The 25,273-nt window shown below is 63.8% G+C and carries 17 protein-coding genes; 5 read left to right on the top strand and 12 right to left on the bottom strand.

From position 1 onward, the window contains the following. Nucleotides 1-113 precede the first annotated feature (113 nt). On the top strand, nt 114-368 hold the full coding sequence (locus PBR20603_RS05620) for a ParD-like family protein (RefSeq protein ID WP_150558564.1): 255 nt from the start codon (nt 114-116) through the stop codon (nt 366-368). Next, the gene (gene map, locus PBR20603_RS05615) at nt 368-1,198 is read left to right on the top strand and encodes a type I methionyl aminopeptidase (protein WP_174977792.1); all 831 of its coding nucleotides are present in this window, start codon (nt 368-370) and stop codon (nt 1,196-1,198) included. Before PBR20603_RS05620 ends, map begins: the two co-directional genes overlap by 1 nt. 30 nt (nt 1,199-1,228) lie before the next feature. Here map and PBR20603_RS05610 read toward each other — a convergent pair whose 3' ends face one another. The 7 genes from PBR20603_RS05610 to PBR20603_RS05580 all read right to left on the bottom strand — a co-directional run bounded on the left by PBR20603_RS05610 (nt 1,229) and on the right by PBR20603_RS05580 (nt 11,720). After that, the gene (locus PBR20603_RS05610) at nt 1,229-2,056 is read right to left on the bottom strand and encodes a hypothetical protein (RefSeq protein WP_150558563.1); all 828 of its coding nucleotides are present in this window, start codon (nt 2,054-2,056) and stop codon (nt 1,229-1,231) included. A 223-nt stretch (nt 2,057-2,279) separates the two neighbouring features. After that, a complete protein-coding gene (locus PBR20603_RS05605; RefSeq protein WP_174977791.1) occupies nt 2,280-3,395 on the bottom strand; it encodes an HPP family protein in 1,116 nt (371 codons plus the stop codon). A gap of 345 nt (nt 3,396-3,740) precedes the next feature. Then, nucleotides 3,741-4,175 (bottom strand): RcnB family protein, encoded by a 435-nt coding sequence (locus PBR20603_RS05600; RefSeq protein WP_150558561.1) that lies wholly within the window; start codon nt 4,173-4,175, stop codon nt 3,741-3,743. A gap of 420 nt (nt 4,176-4,595) precedes the next feature. Beyond that, entirely contained in the window at nt 4,596-6,149 is a 1,554-nt protein-coding gene (locus PBR20603_RS05595) for an efflux transporter outer membrane subunit (RefSeq protein ID WP_150558560.1), read from the bottom strand. A gap of 12 nt (nt 6,150-6,161) precedes the next feature. Beyond that, nucleotides 6,162-9,347 (bottom strand): efflux RND transporter permease subunit, encoded by a 3,186-nt coding sequence (locus PBR20603_RS05590; protein WP_150558559.1) that lies wholly within the window; start codon nt 9,345-9,347, stop codon nt 6,162-6,164. Nucleotides 9,348-9,433: 86 nt separating this feature from the next. Further along, nucleotides 9,434-10,780 (bottom strand): efflux RND transporter periplasmic adaptor subunit, encoded by a 1,347-nt coding sequence (locus PBR20603_RS05585; protein ID WP_150558558.1) that lies wholly within the window; start codon nt 10,778-10,780, stop codon nt 9,434-9,436. A gap of 28 nt (nt 10,781-10,808) precedes the next feature. Beyond that, complete coding sequence (locus tag PBR20603_RS05580) at nt 10,809-11,720, bottom strand: alpha/beta hydrolase (RefSeq protein ID WP_150558557.1); 912 nt, start codon at nt 11,718-11,720, stop codon at nt 10,809-10,811. A 242-nt stretch (nt 11,721-11,962) separates the two neighbouring features. Here PBR20603_RS05580 and PBR20603_RS05575 point away from each other — a divergent pair, with 242 nt between their 5' ends. Beyond that, nucleotides 11,963-12,976, top strand: coding sequence for a LysR family transcriptional regulator (locus tag PBR20603_RS05575; RefSeq protein ID WP_150558556.1), 1,014 nt, complete (start codon nt 11,963-11,965; stop codon nt 12,974-12,976). Continuing rightward, a complete protein-coding gene (locus PBR20603_RS05570; protein WP_246174412.1) occupies nt 12,973-13,533 on the top strand; it encodes a GNAT family N-acetyltransferase in 561 nt (186 codons plus the stop codon). Before PBR20603_RS05575 ends, PBR20603_RS05570 begins: the two co-directional genes overlap by 4 nt. 62 nt (nt 13,534-13,595) lie before the next feature. Here the strand turns inward: PBR20603_RS05570 and PBR20603_RS05565 are convergent, their stop codons facing one another. The 5 genes from PBR20603_RS05565 to cphA (PBR20603_RS05545) form a co-directional block, all read right to left on the bottom strand. Further along, nucleotides 13,596-13,973 (bottom strand): cytochrome c, encoded by a 378-nt coding sequence (locus tag PBR20603_RS05565; RefSeq protein ID WP_150558555.1) that lies wholly within the window; start codon nt 13,971-13,973, stop codon nt 13,596-13,598. Nucleotides 13,974-14,195: 222 nt separating this feature from the next. Further along, nucleotides 14,196-15,908 (bottom strand): SulP family inorganic anion transporter, encoded by a 1,713-nt coding sequence (locus tag PBR20603_RS05560; protein WP_150558554.1) that lies wholly within the window; start codon nt 15,906-15,908, stop codon nt 14,196-14,198. A 221-nt stretch (nt 15,909-16,129) separates the two neighbouring features. Further along, nucleotides 16,130-16,864 carry a PA3715 family protein gene (locus tag PBR20603_RS05555; protein ID WP_150558553.1) on the bottom strand — a complete coding sequence of 245 codons (735 nt, stop codon included), beginning with the start codon at nt 16,862-16,864 and terminating at the stop codon, nt 16,130-16,132. Between the two features lie 296 nt (nt 16,865-17,160). Next, nucleotides 17,161-19,740 (bottom strand): cyanophycin synthetase, encoded by a 2,580-nt coding sequence (cphA, locus tag PBR20603_RS05550; RefSeq protein ID WP_150558552.1) that lies wholly within the window; start codon nt 19,738-19,740, stop codon nt 17,161-17,163. A gap of 151 nt (nt 19,741-19,891) precedes the next feature. Next, a complete protein-coding gene (gene cphA / locus PBR20603_RS05545) occupies nt 19,892-22,525 on the bottom strand; it encodes a cyanophycin synthetase (RefSeq protein WP_150558551.1) in 2,634 nt (877 codons plus the stop codon). A gap of 295 nt (nt 22,526-22,820) precedes the next feature. On the opposite strand from cphA (PBR20603_RS05545), the gene PBR20603_RS05540 reads away from it, so the two are divergent. Further along, complete coding sequence (locus PBR20603_RS05540) at nt 22,821-25,259, top strand: cyanophycin metabolism-associated ABC transporter (RefSeq protein ID WP_246174409.1); 2,439 nt, start codon at nt 22,821-22,823, stop codon at nt 25,257-25,259. Nucleotides 25,260-25,273: the final 14 nt, after the last annotated feature.

Genomic DNA, 25,273 nt, shown 5'->3' with positions numbered 1-25,273 from the left:
CATAACGAAAGTGAGCGAAAGTGAATGAAAGAGCGGGGAGTCAGAGGAGACAATTTCGCGCAAGCCTGATAATATACGTTTCGTAGTCATTTCGTATATATAAGGTCCGCAACATGGGTATCGTCAAAATCTCGGAGCAAATGCATGAGGCGCTGCGCAATACCAGCGGCGCGCTCAGCCGCTCGATCAATGCGCAAGCCGAGCATTGGCTGCGTGTCGGCATGCTCGCCGAACTGAATCCCTCGCTGAGCTACGGCGACATTTGCCGCAAGCTCATCGAATTCGATAGTGCGCCAGCCGGTGAGGCCGGTGCCATCGATCCCTCTGCAACCGGTGCGCCTGTCACCGCATTCAACAAGGTGGCCTAATGGTGCGCGAACGCGTTGTTATTCGCTCGAAAGAAGAAATTGCTCTGTCGCGTCGCGCAGGTGAAATGGCCGCACAGGTCCTGGCGATGATCGGCGAGTACGTCAAGCCGGGCGTCACGACCGATGAACTCGACCGCATTTGTCACGACTTCATCGTGAACGAACTGAAGGCGATCCCCGCGAACATCGGTTATCACGGCTATCCGAAGACGGTGTGCGCCTCGGTGAACCACGTCGTGTGCCACGGCATTCCCGGCGAGAAGAAGCTGCATGACGGCGATATCGTGAACATCGACGTCGCCCTCATCAAAGACGGCTGGTTCGGCGACACGAGCCGCATGTACTACGCAGGCAAACCGAGCATTCTCGCCAAACGTCTGGTCGACACGACTTACGAAGCAATGCTCGCAGGCATTCGCGCCGTGCGTCCCGGTGCAACGCTGGGGGATGTCGGTCATGCGATCCAGACCGTGGCGCACCGTGAGGGCTTCAGCATCGTGCGCGACTATTGCGGTCATGGCATCGGCACCACGTATCACGACGATCCGCAAGTGCTGCACTACGGACGTCAGGGCACGGGGCTTACGCTGCGGCCGGGCATGATCTTCACCATCGAGCCGATGGTCAATGTCGGCAAGCCGGACACGAAGCAACTGGCGGACGGCTGGACTGTCGTGACGCGCGACCGCTCGCTGTCGGCGCAGTGGGAGCACATGGTGGCCGTGACCGAAACGGGCTTCGAGGTTCTCACGCAATGGCCGGACGGCCTGGGCGAATACGCCCGTTTTGGCACGCTCGAGGGCAGCGCAGCCACAGCCAACGCTGCCTGATCCGAGGGTCTGAGGCGCGGCGAGTGCGCCTCAGACGTCATCCGGCGCATCGTCGAGCGTCAGCAAACGGTCGGCGAAGCGGTGGTAGAGCCAGCCGGAGACGCCGGTGGCGACGGCGATCCACGCAATGGACAGCACCGTTTGCAGAATCAGCGTGCCAAGCACGACGGTCGTGGCGGTCGGGATGTAATGCAGAACCACGCCGAACAGAATCGTCATGATCACGCCAGCGGCGATCAACGGCAGGATTGTGACAAACGTGGTACCGAACATCGCCCAGAAGTGACCGCGGGAGTCTTGCCACGCTGCGCGCCAGCGCTTGCTGCGTCCCGCGCCAATCTGCGGAAAGATCAGCGATACGCGAATCACCACGAAGAGCAACGCGCACATCAACAGAACGAAAAACGTACCCAGTGCTGCGTAGGAATTGCCGTGTCCCGCCGCGCGCAAGGCAAGTGCGACACAGAAAGCCGCGATGAACCACACGACGGCGATGCTCACGCAGACCTGGATCGATGTCCAGAGATAACGCCAGAGATCGCGTCGGTACCAATGACCTTGCCGGGCAGCAGCGGGGCCGAGAATCGTGTACCGCATGACATGAATGGCAAGTACCGAGAACGCCACGATGTTCACTGACACCACACCGAAAGACATGAGCGCGAGGCGCAGCCGGAAAACGGCCGGTTCGCCGCTTTGCGACGCGGTGAGGGCGAGCTGCTTGAGTGAGACGCTAAGCGCCGACGTGACAAGTAAGACGACGGCAATCGTCAGGCATAGCAAGGGACGATTGCGTAATGCGTTGAAGCCGTCGCGCCATGCTCCTTTGAAACACTGCTTGAACGTAATCGGTTCCATGTTTCCCCTTGAGCGAATATCGCTTCGTTGATCGAAGCTGTCAGGCGCCGATGCGTCACGACGCCGCCATTCTTGCAGATCGGCTCAGGAGTGACAATTGCGTAGCTTGCGTTGGCGCGGGTGCGCCGATGTCGGCAGAGAGACATGAAGCGAGGGGGGACGCGGCCGAAGGGCGAGGGTTGACGCCCGCGACGCTCGATGCGCGTCGCGGGCAGGTGGCGCTTCAGGCGGCCATGACCTTGCGCAGGACTTCGGCATGCGTCACGACGCCCACCAGCCGGGCGGCTTCGTCCAGCACGGGCAGTGTGCCGTGCCGTTGCGTCATGAGAAGCGGCACCAATTCCGAGAGCGGCATGCCGGCCGTGGCGGCCTTCACGTTCCCCTGCATGAGATCGCGCACTGCCGGGCGTTGACCCGCACCAATTGAGACGCCGAAACGTGGCCAATGCTGACGTCGTGCGCGACGCGTATGAAGGTCGTGACGCGTCACCAGTCCGATCACCCGGGCGTCGCCGTCAACGACCGGAAGCGCTTCGAGCCCGTGGCGTTGCAACAGACGCCAGGCAGCCGGTGCTTCGTCGTCCGCCTGCACCTTCGCCAGCGGCGCAGACATGACGTCGGCACAGGTCAGCTCGCGGGCGCGTCGCGCGTAGGCCTCGCGTTGGGTATCGCGCAGCAGGCTGGCCAGGTCGTCAGCGGAGATGTCGAGCAGTTCGCTGCGACGGGCGAGCGCCTTTTCGGCGTCGGCAGTCGTGACCGGAATGGCCGCCGCATTGACGGGACGGGCAGGGGCCTGAGCGCGAACGGCATGCGGATAGCGATGACCCGTGAGCGCGTGATACCCGATCGCGGCGCCAAGCAGCAGTGCCGATTGCAACGCGATCGGTTCCAGCACAAAGCCGTAGCCGAGCGAGTGAACGGCCGGGCCGCCGAGCACGGCCGTCAGCGCAACGGCGCCCGATGGCGGATGCACGCAGCGCAACGTGAACATCAACGCAATCGAGACACCGACCGCAGTGGCGGCGGCCACAACCGGCGACGGGATGAACGTCGCGCACGTTACGCCCACGACGGCCGACACCAGGTTCCCGCCGAGGATCGACCAGGGCTGGGCGAGGGGACTGGCCGGCACGCCGAAGAGCAGCACGGCCGACGCACCCATCGGGGCGACCAGCCAAGGGACGTAGGTGGCGGAGCCAAGCATCCAGAGCGTCAGGCCACCGGTCAGCCCGATCCCGCACAGCGCGCCGATGCCCGCACGAAGTCGTTCTCGCCAGTGCACCGCCACCACGGCAGGCAGAAAACCTGCCAGCCAATCCCTCAAGTCACGTCGAGTCATTGCCATATCGTCCCTCTCCATCGGCCGCACCGATTTAGGGCGACGTTTTGATATTTTGTGCATGATATATCGTATATCGATGGATTGGGGGAAGAGGAGGCCGTGATTTTAATGTTGCGGCGCAGCGAAGTCGTCGATGCCCCTCACCTGGCGGCGAAATGGTGCACCAAATCCAGGAAAACGAGACGTCAAAGGCGCGAGCCTTGCTGAGGCAAACGCTAGGGGGCGGACGCAGGCGGGGGGGCAGGAGAAGCACCGGAAAGGCGTGCGGCAGGGGGGCGGGCCCTGCCGCAAGACTGGCGAGTCAGTCGGATTTCGCCCGTCTTAAGGGACAGACGGTGGGAATCAGCGTCCGCCGCCGATCACAATCTGCGCGATTAACCCGGTGCCGATGGCCACGAGCAGGAAGTCGCCGCCCACGCCAACCCAGTGATAACCGCGTGGGGGCGGGTTCAGGCGGTACTGGTGATAGTCCTCGACGACGTATTGACGGTCGCGATACTGCTGCGGCACGCGATCACCCTTGCGCCAGTCGGGATGTTGCCAGGTGTCTTCTGCGGGACCACGCGGCGGCGGTCCACCGTGTTGCCCCCTCGGTCCACCGTGCTGCGGGCCGTGTCCCGGCGGAGCGCCGTGAGGCCCACCCGGCCGTTGTTCCGGCGGGCCGCCCCGATCATCCGGGCCACCGCGCTGCGGTGGTCCGCCCTGAGCGAGGGCCAGAGAGGAGGAAACCGCCATGGCGGCGGCGAGGCAAAGCGACAGCGTCTTGCGCATCTTCATTATTCGCACTCCTTGTCGTCAGGTCCAGGGACCGAACGCGGGGGAAGCATTCGAGATGACTTGCCAGTGACGGTCGTCAAATTCGCCCGCCTCGCGCAGGGTGCAAGGTCTGGCGAAAGCAAAACCGTGAGGCCATCCTACCATCGCCGAGCAAAAAAAAGCCCGGCCATGCCGATTCAGGCATGCGCCGGGTAAGCAGGGACGCAGGGAAGAAACCTTTCCAAAACTAACTGACGGGCGACCGGGTGCATCGAAACCGGCGGCGTGCTTGGCGCGCGTCGGGGGCGGGTCGGCGTGCCACTCGTCTTGGGGGACACGAGCGCAGCCGCCGGTTCGATGCGTCCGATGGCGGAGACGGTCCGATACACAGGGCCGTCTCGCCTGTCTTGCTGACGTTCTATCGCCTTACGTCGACTTCATTTAGCGAGCGGCCACGGTGGCGTTGCCGCCAGGCGCCGGTGCCGCTGCCGGTGCTGCCGGTGTGGCGGGTGCGTTGGCCGCCGGCACATCACCCCAGCCGCCGCCGAGGGCACGGATCAGGTTGACGGTCGATACGGCCTGCGCGCCGGCGAGCTGGACAGCGCTGCGTTGCGATTGCAGCACGGTGCGCTCGGCGTCGATCACGTCGAGATATGCGATCGAGCCTTCCTGATACTGCGTGCGCGAGAGTTGCGCGGCACGGTTCGACGATTTCACGGCGTCGTCCTGCGCACGGGTTTGTGCCGCAAGCAGGCGCAGGTTCGACAGGTTGTCTTCGACCTCCTGGAACGCCACGAGTACCTGTTGACGATAGTTGGCCACGTCCTCTTCGTACTGCGCACGGGCCCGCGACAGATTGCCGCTGCGCGCACCGCCATCGAAGATCGGCATCGACAGCAGGCCGCCCACCACCGGGCCGAGCAGGAATGTGCGGCTCGACCAGTTGAACAAGTCACCCAGCGTGGCGGCTTCGAACCCGCCCGAACCGGTCAGCGAGAGCGACGGGAAAAACGCCGCTTTCGCGACTCCGATGCGCGCGTTCGCTGCCGCCATCGCACGCTCGGCCGCTGCAATATCCGGGCGCCGTTCGAGCAGGGCAGACGGCAGGCCCGCCGGAATGCGGACCGTGACCGGCACGAGCGGCGAGGGCGTGAACGTGAATTCCGCCGGCGTCTTGCCGAGCAGAATCGCCAGGCTGTGCTCGGACGCCGCACGCAGGCGTGCGACGGCCAGCGCGTCGGATTGCGCCGTGGCCAGTTCGGCCTTGGCGCGCGCGACGTCCAGCTCGCCGATATCGCCCTCGGTAAAGCGTCGCTGCACCAGCTTGAGGGCCTCTTCGCGCAGCGTCACCGTTTGCGTGTACAGGGCCTGTTCGGCGTCGAGTTCGCGCAGATTGAAGTAGTTCTGCGCAACATCCGCTTGCAGCGCGAGCTGCACCGAGTGGTACAGCGCTTCACTTTGCTCGGCGTCTGCACGGGCGGCTGCGACGTTATCCGACACACGGCCGAACAAATCGACTTCATAGCCGACGCTCGCCTGTGCACGCCACAGTGTGTAAGGCGCGATGTTCGTGCCGTCCGGCTGCAGTTGCGAGGCGGGCGAGATCTTCTGACGCGTCGGGCCGAACCCGGCGTCGAGCGTTGGGAACAGTGCCGCACGGGCCTGACGCTGCACGCCGCGCGCTTCTTGCACGCGGGCGGCGGCGGCCTTCAGGTTCTGGTTGGCGGACAGCGCGTCTTCCTCGAGCTTGTCGAGCGTGGCGTCGCCGAACACCTTCCACCATTCGCCGCGCGCCACGGCCTCGGCGGGCTCGGCGGTCTTCCACGTCCCGGCCTCGCCGGCCGGGAGTGCGGCTTCCTTGAATGCCGTCGGCGTGCCCTTGTCGGTGACCTGCGGCACTTCGTAGGTGGGGGCCATCGAGCAGCCCGCCACCACCAGCAGCGTGGCGAGCAGAGTCGAGACACCCAGACTGCGTTTAATCCATTGCGATTGCATGATTGGCATCCTTCAGACTTCGGCCTTGACGTTGGCGGGCATGGTCGACGCGTGCGCACTGTGCAGCGGCTTCTTGCCAGCCAGCGTACGGAGCAGCACGTAGAACACCGGCGTCAGGATCAGACCGAAACCGGTCACACCGATCATGCCGAAGAACACGGCCACGCCCATGGCATGACGCATTTCCGAACCCGCACCGCTCGACGTCACCAGCGGCACCACACCCATGATGAACGCGATGGACGTCATCAGAATCGGGCGCAGACGCAGCCGGCTTGCCTCGATAGCGGCAGCGACCGCGCTACGGCCTTGCATTTCCAGTTCCCGGGCGAATTCCACGATCAGAATGGCGTTCTTCGCCGACAACCCCACCAGCACCATCAAACCGATCTGCGTGAAGATGTTGTTATCCCCCCGCGTGAGCCATACCCCGAACAGCGCGGACATGATGCTCATCGGAACGATCATGATCACGGCCAGCGGCAGCGTCAGGCTTTCATACTGCGCAGCCAGCACCAGGAACACCAGCAGCACGGAGATCGGGAACACCCACAGTGCCGAATCGCCCGCGAGAATCTGCTGATACGTCAGGTCGGTCCATTCGAACTTCACACCACGCGGCAGCGTTTCTGCGGCAATGCGTTCCACCGCGGCCTGCGCCTGACCCGACGAGTAACCCGGCGCCGGGCCGCCGTTGATATCGGCAGCGGTGTAGCCGTTGTAGCGCACCACCATTTCCGGGCCGTACGTCGGCGTGACCTTCACCAGCGACGAGAGCGGCACCATGTCGCCATTGCTGTTGCGGGTCTTGAGCAGGCCGATGTCGTCGGCGTGTGCACGATACGGCGCGTCGGCTTGCACGCGAACCTGATACACGCGACCGAACTTGTTGAAGTCGTTCACATACAGCGAGCCGAGGTAGATCTGCATGGTGTCGAACACGTCGGTGATCGGCACACCCAACTGCTTGGCCTTCACGCGGTCGAGATCCACGTTCAGTTGCGGCACGTTGATCTGGTACGACGAGAACGTCGGGCCCAGTTCTTTCGTCTGCGACGCCTTCTTGATGAATGCCTGCGTGGCGTCGTTCAGCGCTTCGTAGCCGAGGGCGCCGCGGTCTTCGACTTGCAGCTTGAAGCCGCCGAGCGTACCCAGACCCAGCACTGGCGGGGGCGGGAACACGGCAATGAACGAATCCTTGTTCTTCGCGTATTCGGCGTTGAGTTTCGCGGCGATGGCGGCTGCCGACATCGACTTGTCCTTACGCTGATCGAACGGCTTGAGCGTAACGAACACGATGCCTGCCGACGACGAGTTGGTGAAGCCGTTGACCGACATCCCCGGGAACGACACGGCGCTCTTCACGCCAGGGGTTTTCAGGGCAATGGCGGACATGTCGCGGATCACCTTGTCGGTGCGGTCGAGCGACGCGCCGTTGGGCAACTGAGCGAAGGCGATGAGGTACTCCTTGTCCTGCGCCGGCACGAAACCCCCCGGGACCACTTTGCCCAGCAAAATCGTGATGCCGAGCAGCACCGCGAAGATCGCCATCATGATGGCCTTGCGACCGATCACGCGTGTCACGCCTTGACCGTACTTTTCCGAACCGCGATGGAACACGCGATTGAACGCACCGAAGAACCCACCCAGATAACGGTTCATCTGACGCGTGAGCCAGTCCGGCTTGGCGTGATGGTCCTTGAGCAGCAGGGCGGCCATGGCCGGCGAGAGCGTCAGCGAATTGAAGGCCGAGATCACCGTCGAGATGGCGATGGTCATGGCGAACTGCTTGTAGAACTGTCCCGTCAGGCCCGACATGAAGGCCAGCGGCACGAACACGGCCACCAGCGTGAGCGCAATCGCGATAATCGGACCGCTCACTTCCCGCATCGCCTGATAGGTCGCTTCCTTCGGCGAGAGTCCGGCCGCGATATTCCGTTCCACGTTTTCGACGACCACGATGGCGTCGTCGACCACGATACCGATGGCCAGCACCATCCCGAATAGCGACAACGCGTTGATCGAGTAGCCGAAGCCGAGCAGCAGGGCGAACGTGCCCACGATCGACACCGGCACGGCGAGCAGCGGGATGATCGACGCACGCCACGTTTGCAGGAATACGATCACCACCAGCACCACCAGGGCGATGGCTTCGAGCAGCGTATGCACCACGGCGTTGATCGACGAGCGCACGAACTGCGTCGGGTCGTACTCGATGCGGTACTCCACGCCCGGCGGCATATCCTTTTGCAGGTCGGCCATCGCTGCACGGACATCGTCCGAGATTTGCAGCGAGTTCGCGCCCGGCGACTGGTTGATACCGAGGCCCACGGCCGGCTTGTTGTCGAGCAACGAGCGCAAGCTGTAGGACGCGGCATCGAGTTGCACGCGGGCCACGTCGCCCAGATGAGTGACAGCGCCGTCAGGCGAGGTCTTCAGAATGATGTCGCGGAACTCTTCTTCCGTGTTAAGACGGCCGCGCGCATTCACGTTCAGTTGCAGCGGCGTATTCGGGCCGGCCGGCGTCGCGCCGATCACACCGGCGGCGACCTGCACGTTCTGCTCGCGAATGGCTTTCACCACGTCCGACGCGGTCAGGCCACGCTGGGCGACCTTGGCCGGATCGAGCCAGACACGCATCGAGTAGTCACCTGCCCCCCACAACTGCACTTCGCCCACGCCCTTGATACGCGAGAGGCGATCTTTGACGTTGATGAGCGCGTAGTTGCGCAGGTAGGTCATGTCGTAGCGATCGTTCGGCGAGATCAAGTGCACCACCATCGTGAGCGTGGGCGAGGACTTGATGGTCGTCACGCCAAGGCGCTGCACGTCGTCCGGCAGGCGCGGCAGCGCTTGCGAGACACGGTTCTGCACGAGTTGCTGCGCCTTGTCCGGGTCGGTGCCCAGACGGAAGGTCACGGTCGTGGTGAGGTTGCCGTCGCTGTTGGCTTGCGACTGCATGTACAGCATGTTTTCCACGCCGTTGATCTGCTCTTCGAGCGGCGAGGCCACCGTCTCGGCGATCACCTTCGGGTTGGCGCCGGGGTACTGGGCATGCACGACAACCGACGGCGGGACCACTTCCGGGTACTCCGAGATCGGCAGCTGGAACACGGCAATCAAGCCGGCCAGCAGCGTGATGACCGAAAGAACCCCTGCAAAGATGGGTCGGTCGATAAAGAATTTTGAGATGTTCATGACGAAACTCTGGGGTGTCGTTCAGCGTGCAACTGAGACGTGTGCCTGCACGCGGCTTACGAGCGGTATGAACGGTGCGGTCGTGATCAACGCGACGCCGTCTTCGTCACCGCACCCGTTGAGGTCGCGGCCGAATGCGTTGCGGCACCGTCCTTGCTGCTGTTCTGCGATGTCTTCTGTGCGGCGTCGGTATTGTTCGTGACCGGTGCGGTGGTTTTGTCCGCGGTGGTAGCTGCACCGTTGGCCGCGACAGCGGTGGCGGCCACATCGTGAGCGTCGCCGGTATCGCCCGCCATCTTCACGGTCTTCGGCGACACGGCATCCCCCGGACGCACGCGTTGCAGACCGTTCACGATGATGCGTTCGCCGTCCTTCAGACCGCCGGCGATTTCCACGAGACCGCCGTGGCGCTCACCCAACTGGACTTCGCGGTACTGCACCTTGTTTTGCGGGTCGACCACCATCACGAACTTCTTGCTCTGGTCGGTGCCGACAGCGGCTTCGTCCACGAGCAGGGCCGGATGCGGCTCGCCGCCACCGACACGAATGCGGGCGTACAGGCCCGGCACAAGCGTGCCGTCGGCATTGTCGAAGCGCGCCCGCACGCGGATCGTGCCCGACGTGGTGTCGAAGCGGTTATCCACGGAATACACGGTGCCCTTGCGCGAGTAGCCCGACTCGTTGGCCAGCCCCAGATCGACGGGCACGCCGCTGGGCTTGGCCGTATCGCGCGACAGATAACGCAGATAGGTCTGCTCGTCGACGTCGAACGCCGCGTAGATCGGCGAGACCGACACCACAGTGGTCAGCGCAGGCGACTGTGCGCCAGCCGATACGGTGTTGCCGACGGTGATCTCTGCGCGCGAGACGCGACCGGCCACCGGTGCCACGATCTGCGTGTAGCCAAGGTTGATGCGGGCCGTTTCCAGCGCGGCCTGCGCGGCTTTCACGTTGGCAACGGCTTCGCGCGCAGCGTTTTCCTTCTGGTCGAAGTCTTTCTTCGCGATGGCGTTATCCGCGATCAGGCGTTGCGCGCGCGCGAGGTCGGTGCTCGTGAATACGTCGCGGGCCTGCGCCGACGCGAGTTGCGCCGCCGCGCGGTCCACTTCCGCCGCATACGGACGCGGATCGATTGTGAAGAGGGCATCCCCCTTCTTCACGAGTTGACCGTCCTTGAAATGCACGGCGGTAATGGTGCCTGACACGAGAGGCTTGATATCGACGCGATCCACCGCGTCGAGCCGGCCGGAATAGCTCTGCCAGTCAGTCACGGTGCGCGAGATTACGTCGGCCACATCCACTTCCACAGTCGGCATGACTTGAGCGGCGGGCGTGCTGGCGTCGACGCGCACGACGGTGAGCGTGCCGATGGCCAGGAGCGCCACCGTAGCGGCGGCGGCAATGAGTACAGGTTTGCGAGCGAGGGTGGTCATTTTTGAAAATCTCCGGGATCGGATGGACTCACTGGGTAGAGCCGGTGGCGGGGGGCGCCAGCCGGCGTGTCAGGAACGCGGCCACTTCCCGCAACGCGGCGGGCAGAGCGGCCAGGCCGTGATGGGAAGCGCTGCGATGGCGCGTGACCTGTGTCGGCACGCCGGCCGCGATGAGCTCGGCGGCGTATTTCTCGGCTTCGACGTGCAGCAGGTCGTGTTCGGCAGACGCGATCAGCGTGGGCGGCAAGCCCGCGAGACGGCGCGATTCGAGCGGCGCGGCATAAGGATGCAGACGCTGCGTGGCGTGCGGCAGATAGGCGCGATAGCACCGGGCGCACTCGCTCGCTTCGATATCGCTGGGCGTGCGGCCGTCGGCCAAACGCGTCATGCTCGGATCGAGCAGCGGGGCGAGCAGCACCTGCGCGGAGACGGCCACTTCGCCGCGATCGCGCGAAATCATCGTGAGCGCCGCGGCGATATTGCCCCCGGCGTCGTGACCGACCACCGCCAGCCGGCGCGGGCTGGCGCCATGGCGCCGGGCGTGGCGCTGCAGCCAGAGCGCCGCGCACCAGGCGTCTTCCGGCGCGGCGGGAAACGGATGTTCCGGTGCGAGCGAATAGCCGACAGAGACAACCAGTGCCGGGATGTGTGAGGCCAGATAACGCGCGGCCGCGTCGCCGTCGTCGAGCGAGCCCTTGCAGAAACCGCCACCGTGGAAGTACAGCACGCTCGGCAGGTGCGCCTCGAGGGGCACGACCACACCGGGCTCACCGGCCTGGTCGCGGGAGGCACCGGCGGCGGCGGGGGCGACGGGCTTGTAGAGGCGCAGCGTCACCGGACCGACATGGCCGGCGATGCTCACCTCTTCGATGCGCAGTCCGTCCTCGGTGCGGTGCGTTTGCTCCGATCGTCCCGATTGCGGCTTGGCGTTGGCTGACATATGGCTTCGGGTTCGCGCGAGCGATACCCCTCTCATGACATTCGATGGAGCGAAGTCTAGAGGCCACGGACATTAGGATAAACGCCTATAATTTGGCAACACTGTTCGGCCAACTCGACTAATCGGTGTGGGCCTGATGGGCATTGGCTTATGCCTTCGACCAATATGCATATGCAAAGGAGAGCGAGGGCGCAAATGGCCGGATCGGCTAGTGCAACAGTGCTTTTGAATGGGGAAATATCATGGATCGCTTACAAGCGATGCAGGTCTTCACGCGAGTGGTCGAGGCGAACAGTTTTTCGCGCGCGGCCGACAATCTCGGGTTGCCGCGCACCTCGGTGACCACGATTATTCAAAACCTTGAGGCGCATCTGGGCACGCGGCTGTTGCAGCGCACGACCCGGCGGCTCAACCTGACGCCGGACGGCGCGGCATACTACGAGCGCTGCCTGCGGATCCTCGCCGATATCGAGGAGACGGAATCGTCGTTCCGCGAGAGCAGCCAACGCGTGCGCGGGAAACTGCGCATCGACATGCCGGGCTCGCTCGGCAAGCTCGTGGTGCTGCCGTCGTTATGCGAGTTTCACGACCGCTACCCGGAAATCGAGCTCATGGTCGGCATGGGCGATAAGCCGGTCGATCTGATTCAGGAGGGTGTCGATTGCGTGTTGCGCGTTGGCACGCTTCAGGATTCGAGTCTTGTCGCGCGGCGCGTCGGTCTGTTCCAAAGCCTGACGTGCGCCTCGCCAGCCTATCTTGAGCGCATGGGGATGCCGCATACGCTCGACGACCTGCAGCGGCACACGGCAGTGCATTACTTTTCGAGCCGCACAGGGCGTGTTCTCGAAGAGCAGTTCCTCGTGGACGGCAAGGAAGTCGAGATCAACATGCAGGGCTCGGTCGCCGTCAACGACGCGGAGGCCTATCTGCAACTGGGGCTGGCGGGTTTCGGCACGGTGCAACTGGCTCGCTTCATGGCGTTGCCGTATCTGCAATCGGGGCAACTGGTGGAGGTGCTGCATCAGTGGAAACCGCCGCCCATGCCGATTTCGGCTGTGTATCCCCATAATCGTCATTTGTCGCCCAAAGTCCGCGTATTTGTTGACTTCATCGCTGAACTTTTTGAGCGTTGCCCGTTGCTGCAAGGGCTCGACGAAACTGCTGGGCAGTGCAAACCGACCGTGGCGGCGATGGATGCCGATGGGCGCTGGGCCTCGTACGGTACCGAAATGGCACCGCAGGAGGTTGTGGTTTGACGAGACTGCCGGTGGCGCGAGTTCGCCTCGCAACGCCAGACGATGCGCCTGCACTGCCGCCGGTTGACCGGAGTGCGGGCGAATTGTTTCGCACACTGCCGGAACTGGCTTGGCTGGCGGACGGCGAGGGGATGTCCGTGGCCCGGCACCGTGAACTGATCGCGCACGGCGCGTCGTGGGTCGCCGCCGATCAAGATGACGCGCCTGTCGCGTTTCTCGAAGGCGAAGTTTTTGGGAACGAATTGCACGTGTGGGAATTGTCCGTGCATCGCGACTGGCAGTTGCGCGGACTGGGGCGGGCGTTGCTGGCGGCGGCAGCCGGGCATGCGGCGCGCACAGGGCTGGTGGCGCTCACGCTGACGACGTTTCGTGACGTGCCTTGGAATGGGCCGTTCTACGCCCGGCTGGGGTTCGTGCCGATCGCCGTGCCAGATCTGAGCGAACGGCTCAGGCAGGTGTTGGCGCACGAGGCCGCCGCCGGACTGCCGGCGGCGCGGCGTTGGGCAATGCGTCAGACTCCCAATGGCCGGTTTCCGTCTTTCATGAGCGGCCGATGACAACGCATTCCGGCCATCGCGGGCTGGGACCAATGGCCGGTAGCCGCTATCACAGGTCGAGATCACCGACCTTTTGAAATCACGCCACTCATGTATTGATGTATATCCCGCAGATCCTGAATACTCCAGGCGTGCGGGGGCAGCTTCACGCCGTTCTCCCGCAACGTTCTTGGAATCAAGTCTCCATTTGGGCGAAGGATGATCGATGACACGATAACCCCCGGATAATCATTCAGCCGTTTTTTGAATGCGGAAGTTGTCAGGTCAGGGGTAGGAGGATTGCTTTTGTTGGCCAACGGTCCTGTTCCTTTGAGATCGACGCCGTGGCACATGGCACATCTCTGCACAAATAGATTCTTGCCATTGAACGTATCCGCGAAAGACGGTGATGTTTGCATCAGTGCTGGAATGACGAGCGAAGCGATGATGGTTTTTTTCATTTTCTATGGCGTTGCTGAATTCCCCTGGAAAAGCACCGCTTTCGCCAAAGAGGCTCGGCGATAGCGGCACAATCACGTGAGGCTTCTCTTGAACTAGGGCGTCAGGATCGATAAGTCGCACATCCGCACATTTCGTCGGCGATGTCGAACGACCGATCTTGGCCGATAGCGATCCATGACGATCGCGGCGACTTGTGAAATCGGGCGCTATGTCTGTTTTCGTCAGTCCTTCTTACCCATTTCAGACGCAAGCGACTGCACGCATTTATCGACGCTCAACTCCCACAGTGCGCTACGCGGCAGAGTCCCGTCGGACGCTCGCTCAAGCACGGCCAGCGCACGCGGCTTGAGCCGCACCAGGAGCAGCCGCTGTCCACGGGACGTCAATTCGGCAGAGAAGATGCGCAGTGCTTCGATAACCGAACTATCGACATCGGGCGTTTCTTCGAGACTCAGCATCACCGTCTGCACCGGCGTTGACTGCCCCCGAAGCATTAAGCGCACCTTACTGAGCACGCGTTCGGCATTGGCAAAGAAGAGGGGTACCTCTGGCCGCACGATCGTGATGCCGGGGATAGGTGTCGCATCCGCGTGGGCGGAGACGTCGACGAAATCGTGGGTATCTCTCAGGCGGCCGAGCACCGAGACCGCTGGCTCCGACAAGTTACGCAGCGTGAGAAGAAGGCTCACCCCGATGGCGACCAGCAAGCCGTGGAGAACGCCAAACACGAGCACGGCAAGCAGCGCCGCTATCACGACCAGTCTGTCACGTTTCCATGTCCAGTACGGCTTGAACACGTCCGGGTGCAGTGAGTGACTGACTGCATAAATGACAATCGCAGCGAGTACCGGTTCAGGCGTGCGGGACAACTGCGGTAGCAGCATCAGCACGATCAGCGCAATGACCGCCGCGGCACATAACCCGGCGAGTCGGGTCTGCGCACCGGCGGCTTCGTTGGCTGACGTCGCCGAGTAGCCGGCACCCACGGGCATCCCATGCAGTAATCCGGAGACAAGATTTGCGCAGCCAAGCGCCACGAGGTCCCGGTTTGCCGACACGATATCGCCATGCTTTAACGCGAAGCTGCGGATCGACCCGTACGATTCCGCATACAGAATCAGCATCAGCGCAAACCCGAATTCTGCGGTTTGCAGCCACTGCGAGCGGTCGAACATGGGCAGGCCGAAAGTCATATTGTCGAGATTGATCACGCCAACGGTGCCAATGCCATGTCCGTGCCAGTCGATCCTGTACCCCAATGCAATGCCGAGCACAATGACAGCCAGCGTCGCCGGCATGCGGGCGCTTCGGCCCAGCCCGAAAAGGATGGCCAGTGCAGCCACACCGAGTGCCACGCTATAGAAATTCCAACTGGGCGCCTGGTGAGCAAGATCGAAGGCTATTCGTAGCGTATCGGTGTAATGCGATTGCACGCCGAGAATCGTCGGCAGTTGCTTTATGGCAATCGTCAGCGCCAGGCCGAAGGCAAAACCGCGCAAGACCGGCTTCGAGATAAAGTCCGACATGGCTCCCAAACGCGCCGCGCCGGCCAGCAGGAAAAGAATGCCCGTCGCCGCAACGAGGGCGGCGGCGTATGCGACTTGCGCACCGATGCCCCCGGCACTTGCCCCCACAGTGGCGGCAAGCACGGCGGCTGACGAGGAGGTTCCCGACACGATCGCGAATCGGCTGCTGCCGGTGAACGCATAGACGACAAGCCCCGTGAGCAGTGCAATCAGGCCCGCCTGCGGTGGCAGTCCGGCGATATTCGCGTAGGCAATGGCCTCGGGCAGCAAGAGTCCTGCTATCGAAACGCCTGCCAGTGCGTCACGCGCAATACGAACCCTTCGCGGTGGAGGCGGCTCGGCCGAACGCGTATAACTTGATGGCTTCTGAAGCTGTTCCGCGGCGGCATGGCCGGTATCGATAGTCATATCGAGGGGCGTTATCGAATATACGGCGGTTGATAACAGTCAAGGCGTCACAAGCTGACGCGCCATTATCTCCGGATTTGTTCGGGACGAAGTTCCTCGAGCGCGTTACGGCACTCGTGAATCTGGTCTTGCCGGCTGCATATGTCTGCTGTCTGGGCGAACCCGACGCGTCAATGCGGGTATCGGCGAGCTTGCGACCGCCGCTTCGACAGAGCGCCGGCTCAACTTCCGCTGAGCGCCTTCGGCACCGGGTACCGCTCGCCGTTGTATTCAATGGTGACGTTGGGCCGCCGGGAAGTGCTTTCCTTGCTCGCGCAGTCATTGCGTGACGGCTTGTTCGTTGTCGTCACGGTTTTCTCGCTGACAACAAGCTTTGCATAGCCATCTTTGCCGGCTGCGCCGACAGAGATGGCGCGAGATGTGTCGGAAAAGCTGCCCGCACAATTCCCATCCCATTCTCCGCCTCCGGTCTGTGTCGCCAGATTGTCGACGACCTTGCGCAGCTTGGTGCCGTCGATCACGTACAGGCTCAACGCGGTTTGGGAGAAGGGATTCACGCGTGACGACCCTTCGAAGTCGGTTCGGACCCCAAAGGCGAGCACCTGTGGTGTGAGGCGCCACGGGGCTGTGTCGAGCGAAATGCTGCGCAGTCTGACGGCGTCGGACACCAGCGCCGACGTCTCAAAGCGATGGGCGATGACTTTCCCGGTCTGGCTGTCAGTCACCAGCACCTCCATGTCATACACCTTGTCGTCGTCGGTGCTGCCTTTCTGCGGCAAGGGCAACGCGACCAGCGTGAGCGCCGGATTGGCAGGCCACACTTTGCAACTGGCGAGATCGGCGTCAAGCGTGCGCCCGGGGTGCAGGGTTTTCGTCCAGCCTTCAAGGCGATCGCGGCAATCCGCTTGGGCCACCAACGGCAGGCAGAGCACGGCGCACGCGGCGAGGATTTTCATTGGGTCGTTCTCCACATTCGAATCGGCAATCGCGCGATTCTACGATGGCTGGCACAAACGTTGTGGCGTTGGATCGAGACACGTTTTATTTCGACCAGCGGCGCTCGATAGCCCGCTGCGCTTTGTCGTACTTGCCGTGTCGAGAGGAAGCGCACAACCCTCGCGCGCGGTGCGATTGACGTATGAGGGCGATGTGCGGGGGAGAGGCAAGACGGGCACCGAGCGCGCACCCAAGTGCGGTCAGTGCCGGATCGGAGGGCAGGGGCGCAGGAACGCTGCTGCGCCCCTGCTGCCATTCAGCGGGCGCTAGCCTCTGCCACGCGCTGCGAGATATGCGCGAGGGCTTCGTCCACCTGATCGATGAGAATCAGGCACAAGTCGCCCGGTTGCAGTCGTGCGAGTGCGGTGTCGATGGCCACGAACTCGCCGTGAATCTCGTCGACATGGCTCGCGCGACGCGCATCGATCAGACCTTCGCGCAGCAGCCGCAGCACTTCGCCGTCTTCGCGGCCACGTTGGCACTGATCCTGATAAAGCAGCACGTCGTCGAATGCATCGCCGAGGATCTGCGTCTGACGGCGGATGTCTTCGTCACGACGGTCGCCCGCCCCCGAAATCACCACCGAGCGGCGACGTGCGGGCATCGTTTCCACGGCCTGCGTGAGCGCGGCAATGGCGTCCGGATTGTGACCGTAGTCGGCAATCACGGTGGCGCCTTTGTAATCGAACACGTTGAAGCGGCCTGGCGCGGTGCCCGCGTCGTTCACGAACGTGGCCAGCCCGGCTCGGATCGTCACCGGATCGATGTTCAGTGCCCAGGCCGCACCGACGGCGGCCATCGCGTTCTCGACCTGGAAGCCGATAGCCCCGGCGCGCGTGAGCGGAATCGCTGCGAGCGCGTAGCGGGTCTCTTCGCTGCCGCGCGACGTCACGATGCTGCCGCCGTCGACATAGACCACGCGCTTGCCCTTGGCGCGATGCGTGGCGAGCACCGGGTGCGTGGCGTCCAGTGCGAAGTACGTCACGTCGCCGGGGCAGGCGTCGGCCATGCGCGCGACCATCGGGTCGGCGGCATTGAGCACGGCCATGCCGCGCGGCGCCACGTTGCGCACGATCACACTCTTGAGCACCGCGAGATCTTCTACGGTGTTGATGTACGACAGGCCGAGATGGTCGCCCATGCCGATGTTCGTCACCACGGCGACATCGCAGCGGTCATAGGCCAGACCTTCGCGCAGCAAGCCGCCACGCGCGGTTTCGAACACGGCGGCATCCACGTCCGGGTGCATCAGCACGTTGCGCGCGCTGCGCGGGCCGCTGCAATCGCCCGTGTCGATACGCTCGCCACTGATGTAGATGCCGTCGGTGCCGGTCATGCCCACGCGCAGCCCTTGCTGGGCGATGAGGTGAGCAATCAGGCGAACCGTAGTCGTCTTGCCGTTCGTACCCGAGACGGCCACGACCGGGATGCGCCCGTCGTCACCGTCTTCGAACATCGTCGAGACGATGGCTTCGCCGACCGCGCGGCCCTTGCCGTACGACGGTTGAAGGTGCATGCGCAGGCCCGGTGCGGCGTTGACTTCCACAATGCCGCCCGCCTGATCTTCGAACGGCTTGACGACGGTCTCGCACACGGCGTCGACACCGGCAATGTCCAGACCCACCTGCTGGGCGGCTGCGACGGCGCGCGCAGCGATTTCCGGATGGACGTCGTCGGTCACATCGGTGGCCGTGCCGCCGGTCGACAGGTTGGCATTGTTGCGCAACACGACACGCGCACCGGCTTCCGGCACGGAGTCGGCGTTCAACCCTTGCTTGGCGAGCGTAGCGAGTGCGATGTCGTCGAAACGAATCTTGGTGAGCGACGTAGCGTGTCCTTCGCCACGGCGCGGGTCGGCATTCACCGTCTCGACCAGTTGACGAACGGTGTGCACGCCGTCGCCGGTCACTTGCGGCGGGTCGCGACGTGCCGCCGCTACCAGCTTGTTGCCGACCACGAGCAGACGGAAGTCGTGGCCCGGAATGTAGCGCTCGATGATGACGTCGCGGCAGATGTCCTGCGCGGCCTCGAACGCTTTCTCGATTTCTTCGCGCGTGCGCAGACGCACGGCCACGCCCTTGCCCTGATTGCCGTCGCGCGGCTTGACCACCACGGGGGCGTCGATTTCCTGCACCAGCTTCCACGCGTCTTCGACATCGCGCACCGTGCCGCCGAGCGGCACCGGTACGCCGGCAGCATGCAGCAGTGTCTTGGTCAGATCCTTGTCCTGTGCAATCGACTCCGCCACGGCCGACGTGCGGTCGGTCTCGGCAGCCTGTATGCGGCGCTGTTTGCTGCCCCAGCCGAATTGCACCATCGAACCTTCGGTCAGACGGCGGTACGGAATGCCGCGCGCGACGGCGGCGTACACGATCGAACCGGTCGACGGGCCCAGACGCACATCTTCGTCCAGATCGCGAAGGCGGTAGAGGGCATCGGCCAGATCGAACGGGCGATCTTCGAGCGCGGCGTTGATCAGTTGCTGCGCCAGTTCGAAGGCGAGACGGCCAACCGGCTCTTCGCTGTATTGCACCACGACCTGGAACGTGCCCGGCTCGATGGTCTGCGTCGTTTGACTGAACGTCACCGGGCAGCCGGCCGCTGCCTGCAGTTGCAGCGCAGTGGTGGCAAGCGCATCGGCCAGCGACACCGGACGCTCTTCGGCGTCGGGCGTGAGCGCGTGCAGCTCAGGAAAGCGAGCGCGCAGACGAGCCTCGAAACCGGCCAGATTGCCGATCGAGTATTCCAGATCGGTGCACGTCACGATGGCCTCGATGGCGGTGTGACGGCTCCAGAGATTCGGCCCGCGCAATGCGCGGATGCGGGAGACTTCCATAAATTGCAATCCCTGTCTGTCCACTTCGCGTCCCTATATAGCGGATGGTTGGCGACAAAAACGACTGTGGCTTGGGTATTCGGTATCTATCTATAGGGAGCGCGGGCGGCGGCAGAGGCTTCTGCACGCCGCCACTCGCGGCTCACTCGACTCAGGCGGCCAGCGCGCGCATCGGCTGGCCCATCCACAGGTGCACGAGGTCGAGCATGGCGGTGGCGCCGCCTTCGTCGGCCTGCAACACGAGCAGATCGCCGCTCACGAGCTGCGCCAGCGCGGCTTCGGCGGCGGCACGACGCTCGGCGCCATCCGTGACCTGCACCTTGCGGCCAGCCGCATCGATACCCGTGCGCAACTGCGCACGCGATTCGGCCAGCGGACGTTTGCGCTCGACACTCAGGTCATCGCACAACACGACACGGTCGAACATTTGCGCCAGCAGCTTGCCTTCGGCCTGCAAGTCTTCGTCCATGCGGTCGAGCCCCGGGCCGTACACCGCAATGCGGCGCTCGGCAGGCAGCTTGGCCAGGGCTGCCGCGAGGGCAGACAGGGCCGGCGCGTTATGGGCGTCGTCGACGATGACCGTCGCACCTTGCTTTTCGAACAGCGTGAAGCGGCCCGGGGCATCGATCTGACCGACGTCGAACGTCGTCACGCCCGTGCGCAGCACGTCGAGCGCCACGCCCATCGACCAGGCGGCAGCCACGGCGGCGAGTATGTTCTCGATCTGGAAGTCAACCCGGCCAGCGTAGGTCAGCGGCATGTTGGCCGTGGCGCCGACGCCGGTTTCTTCCGAGCCGGTGGCCAGCACGACCTGAGCGTTGCGCATGAATACCACACGCTTGCCTGCAGCGCGGTGCGCCACGATGGCTGGCAGGTGTTCGTCGAGCCCGAAGAAGATCACGTCGCCGTCGCACAGCTCCGCCATTTCCACGACGAGCGGATCGCGGGCATTGAGCACGGCCACGCCGTCGGGCAGGACCACGTCGACTTGCGTACGCAGCACGCTGAACATGCGGTCGACGTCTTCGACGAAATACTGGCCCAGATGGTCCGGCCGATCGATGTTCGTCACGATACCGACCTGGCAGCGGTCGTAGGCGAGGCCTTCGGAGAGGATGGCGGTGTTGTCGTTCTCGAAGACGGCGGCCGTCACGCTGGCGTTCATGAGCACACGGTGCGCGGCATCCCAATTGGCGCAGTCGCCGCTTTGCACCAGGCGCTTGTCGAGGAACAGGCCGTCGCTGCACGCGAGGCCGGTGTGTTCGCCTGCCAGTTGCAACAGATGGGTGAGCAGGCGCGCGGTGACGGTCTTGCCGTTGGTGCCGGTAATGCCGACGATCGGAATGCGGCCGGCGTCGCCCTCGGGAAACAGATGGTCGACGATGGCGCGGCCGACGGGGCGCGGTGCGCCATCGGCCGGCTTCAGGTGCATGAGCAGGCCCGGGCCGGCATTGACTTCAACGATGGCGCCGCGTTGCTCCGCCAGCGGACGGGAAATGTCCTCCGCAACCAGATCGACACCGGCGATGTCCAGACCCACGATGCGGGCGGCCAGCGACGCGTGGGCAGCTACGCTCGGGTGCACGCGGTCGGTCACGTCGAAGGCGACGTTGCCGTTACGCTGGATCAGAACGTTCTTGCCTTCGGGCGGCACAGAATCGGCATCGAAGCCTTGACGCTTGAGCTCCAGCCGCGCCGACGAATCGATGCGCACGCGGTTCAGCGGCTGATCTTCAGCGCTGCCGCGACGCGGATCGCTGTTGATCTGCAGCTCGATCAGTTCCGAGACGGTGTGTTTGCCGTCGCCAACCACCGAGGCCATTTCGCCCATGGCGGCAGCCACGACACGCCCGCCCACGACCAGCAGGCGGTGTTCCAGCCCCGACACGAAGCGCTCGACGATCACGCCGTTGCCTTCCTCGAGCGCCACCTCGAATGCCGTGATGACTTCGTCTCGCGTGGTGAGATTGATGAACACGCCACGTCCGTGGTTGCCGTCGTACGGTTTGACGACGACCGGCAGACCGATGTCTTCGGCGGCTTCCCATGCGTCGTCGGCGTTCTCGACCAGACGGCCTTCCGGCACGGGCACGCCGCACGACTCGAGCAGTTGCTTCGTCAGGTCCTTGTCGCGCGAGATGCTCTCGGCGATGGCCGGGGTGCGGTCGGTCTCGGCAGTCCAGATGCGGCGGGCAGCAGCGCCGTAACCCAGTTGCACCAGATTGCCGTCGGACAGGCGGATATGAGGAATGTCGCGGTCGTCGGCAGCGTCGACGATGCACGCCGTGCTCGGGCCGAGACAATGTTTGTCGACCAGGCTGCGCAGGTGTTCCACGGCGGCTTCGACGTTGTAGGGGCGGTCTTCGATGGCCGCCATGACCAGATCGCGGGCGGCGAACAGCGCCGCGCGGGTCACGTCGTCGTGCCAGGCACGCACGATCACCTTATAGACGCCGGAGATCGGGGTTTCACGTGCCTTGCCGAAACCGCCGGGCATGCCGGCGAGGTTTTGCAGCTCGAGCGTGACGTGCTCGAGAATGTGGCCGGGCCACGTGCCTTCACGCAGGCGCTGGAGGAAGCCGCCGCGCTCGCCGATGCTGCAGCGGTGCTCGATGAGGGAGGGCAGCCACTCGGACAGCCGCTCGGGGAACCCCGGGATCTTGTTGGACGGGAACTCCTCGAGTTCGCCGATATCGACCCATGCCTCAAGCACCGGCCGATATGTCCACATATTCGGGCCGCGCAGCGACAGGACATCGAAAATCTCAATGTCTTTCTTTTTCATCTAAGGCTATTTCACGCGTCAGGGCTGGGTTCGGAGAGGCCGGCAAGGCCGATTTCAGGCGGCACAGCCGGTCGCGCTCTTACAGTTAACTGGTTACTTAACGTAAAAATCCGTAAACGGTTGACCGTCGCAACAATATTTCCATGCTGCACCGTGTCATCGGGGAACTCCGCGCCGCAAAAGGCATCGCTGTGGTTATACTTGCGGCAATTTCGCGGACTAACAGGGAAAGTCCGCCCCGATTTTTCTTCGTTTGTCTCGATGTCCGCCCCTTGAGGACACGTCTGCCGCAGCAATGACCGACACCTCCGCTCCCGCGGCATCTTCCGCCGCCACCCCGACAACATCGTCCGAGAGCAGCCCTTCGGGCGCCTCCGGCGGCGCTGCTTCTGCGTTATCTGTTTCTGCCCGAAATGCCGCTGCCGAGTCCTGGTATCCGGACGTCGCCGCACAACTGGCCGACGACGAGGCCGTACTGACCTGGCTGACGGTCGATCTGGATGCTCAACTGCACTTCGCGCACGGCGTGGTCGTCGCCACCGACCGCCGGCTGATGGCGTCTGAGGTGCGTCGCGACGCACAAGGCCGCGGTGCGCAGTGGCGATCGTGGCCGTATCGCGCCGACCTGTCGCTCACGCACAGCGATCACGCGGGGGTTGGCTCGCTGGAGTTGTGCGATGCCCGTGAGAAGCTCGCCAATTGGCGCTACACGCTTGGCCACAACCCGGCAGCACTGACGCTGATGGACACGGTCGCGCGCCAGCGCGACGCACGGGTGGCGGGGCATGCCGCCGGTCATGAGGCGGATGAGGCGGGCACGTGCCCGATCTGTCAGGCCGAACTGCCGCCCGGCGCCGAAGCGTGCCCGCAATGCAACCCGGAGGTGGAAGCCCCATCGTCGACATGGGCATTGCTGCGCTTGTGGCGCTTCGCCCGTCCGTATCGTTTCCAGTTGCTGGCGGGTTTCCTGCTGACGCTGTGCGCCACGGGCGCCACGTTGATCCCGCCGTATCTGACGATGCCGCTCATGGACAACGTGCTGATTCCGTTCCAGAACGGTCAGCCTATCGATTACCACCTGGTGGGAATGTACTTGTCGGGTCTGCTGGGCGCGGGGCTCGTGGCCTGGGTGCTGGGCTGGGCGCGGACGTATCTGCTCGCGAAAGTGTCGGAGCGTATCGGTGCAGACCTGCGCACCGCAACGTACTCGCATCTGCTGAGGCTCTCGCTCGAGTACTTTGGCGGCAAGCGTACGGGCGACCTGATGGCGCGCATCGGCTCGGAGAGCGACCGCATTTGCGTGTTCCTCTCGCTGCACTTGCTCGACTTTGCTACCGACGTGCTGATGATCATCATGACGGCGGTCATTCTCGTCTCGATCAACCCGTGGCTGGCCGTGGTCACGCTCGTGCCCCTGCCGTTCATTGCCTGGTTGATTCATCTGGTGCGTGACCGCTTGCGTCACGGCTTCGAGAAGGTCGACCGGATCTGGGCGGAAATCACCAACGTGCTCGCCGATACGATCCCGGGCATTCGCGTGGTGAAGGCGTTCGCGCAGGAGAACCGCGAAGTCGCGCGCTTCAAGGAAGCCAACCGTCACAACCTCGTGGTCAACGACCGCGTGAACAAGGTGTGGTCGCTGTTCTCGCCGACCGTGACGTTCCTGACCGAAGTCGGCCTGCTGGTGGTCTGGATGTTCGGCATCTGGCAGATCTCCAAGCACGAAATCACGGTCGGTGTGCTTGCGGCATTCCTGACCTACATCAGCCGCTTCTATACGCGTCTGGATTCGATGAGCCGCATCGTGTCGGTCACGCAGAAGGCCGCCGCCGGTGCGAAGCGCATCTTCGACGTGCTCGATCACGTCTCGAATGTGCCCGAACCGGTCAACCCGGTGCATCTGAAGGAAGTGAAGGGCGCCATCGACCTGCGCGAGGTTGGTTTCCGTTACGGCAGCCGCTCGGTGATTCGGGGCATGGACCTGCGCATTGCGCCGGGCGAGATGATCGGCCTGGTCGGGCACAGCGGGTCGGGCAAGAGCACGCTGGTCAACCTGATCTGCCGTTTCTACGATGTGTCCGAAGGCCCAATCCAGATCGACGGCGTGGACATTCGTGCGTTGCCGGTTTCCGACTTCCGCCGCAACGTTGGTCTGGTGTTGCAGGAGCCGTTCCTGTTCTTCGGCACGATTGCCGACAACATCGCGTACGGCAAGCCGGAGGCGACGCGCGCCGAGATCGTGGCGGCAGCCCGCGCGGCGCACGCCCACGAATTTATTCTGCGACTGCCGCACGGCTACGATTCGCTCGTCGGCGAGCGCGGACAGGCGCTCTCGGGCGGTGAGCGTCAACGCATTTCCATTGCCCGTGCGCTGCTGATCGACCCGCGTATCCTGATTCTCGACGAGGCGACGTCTTCAGTCGACACGGCCACCGAGAAGGAAATTCAGAAGGCGCTCGACAACCTCGTCAAGGGCCGCACGACCATCGCCATCGCGCACCGCTTGTCGACGCTGCGCAAGGCCGACCGGCTCGTGGTGCTCGATCGCGGAAAGATCGTCGAGGTCGGTAATCACGACGAACTGATCGCCCGGGAAGGCGCGTACTACAAGCTCTATCAGGCGCAGCAGCGCAATGTCGATACGGATATCGACGCCGTGGTCGAGTCGGCCGAAGTGGGCGCCACTGTCGCCGCGCTGATCGCTGCCCCGGCCCAGCCGCTATCCGTCAACTGAACGCTCGCGAAGAC

The sequence above is a fragment of the Pandoraea bronchicola genome (assembly GCF_902459805.1).
Classification (GTDB): Bacteria; Pseudomonadota; Gammaproteobacteria; order Burkholderiales; family Burkholderiaceae; genus Pandoraea; species Pandoraea bronchicola.
This window is presented reverse-complemented; position numbering and strand designations above follow the sequence as displayed.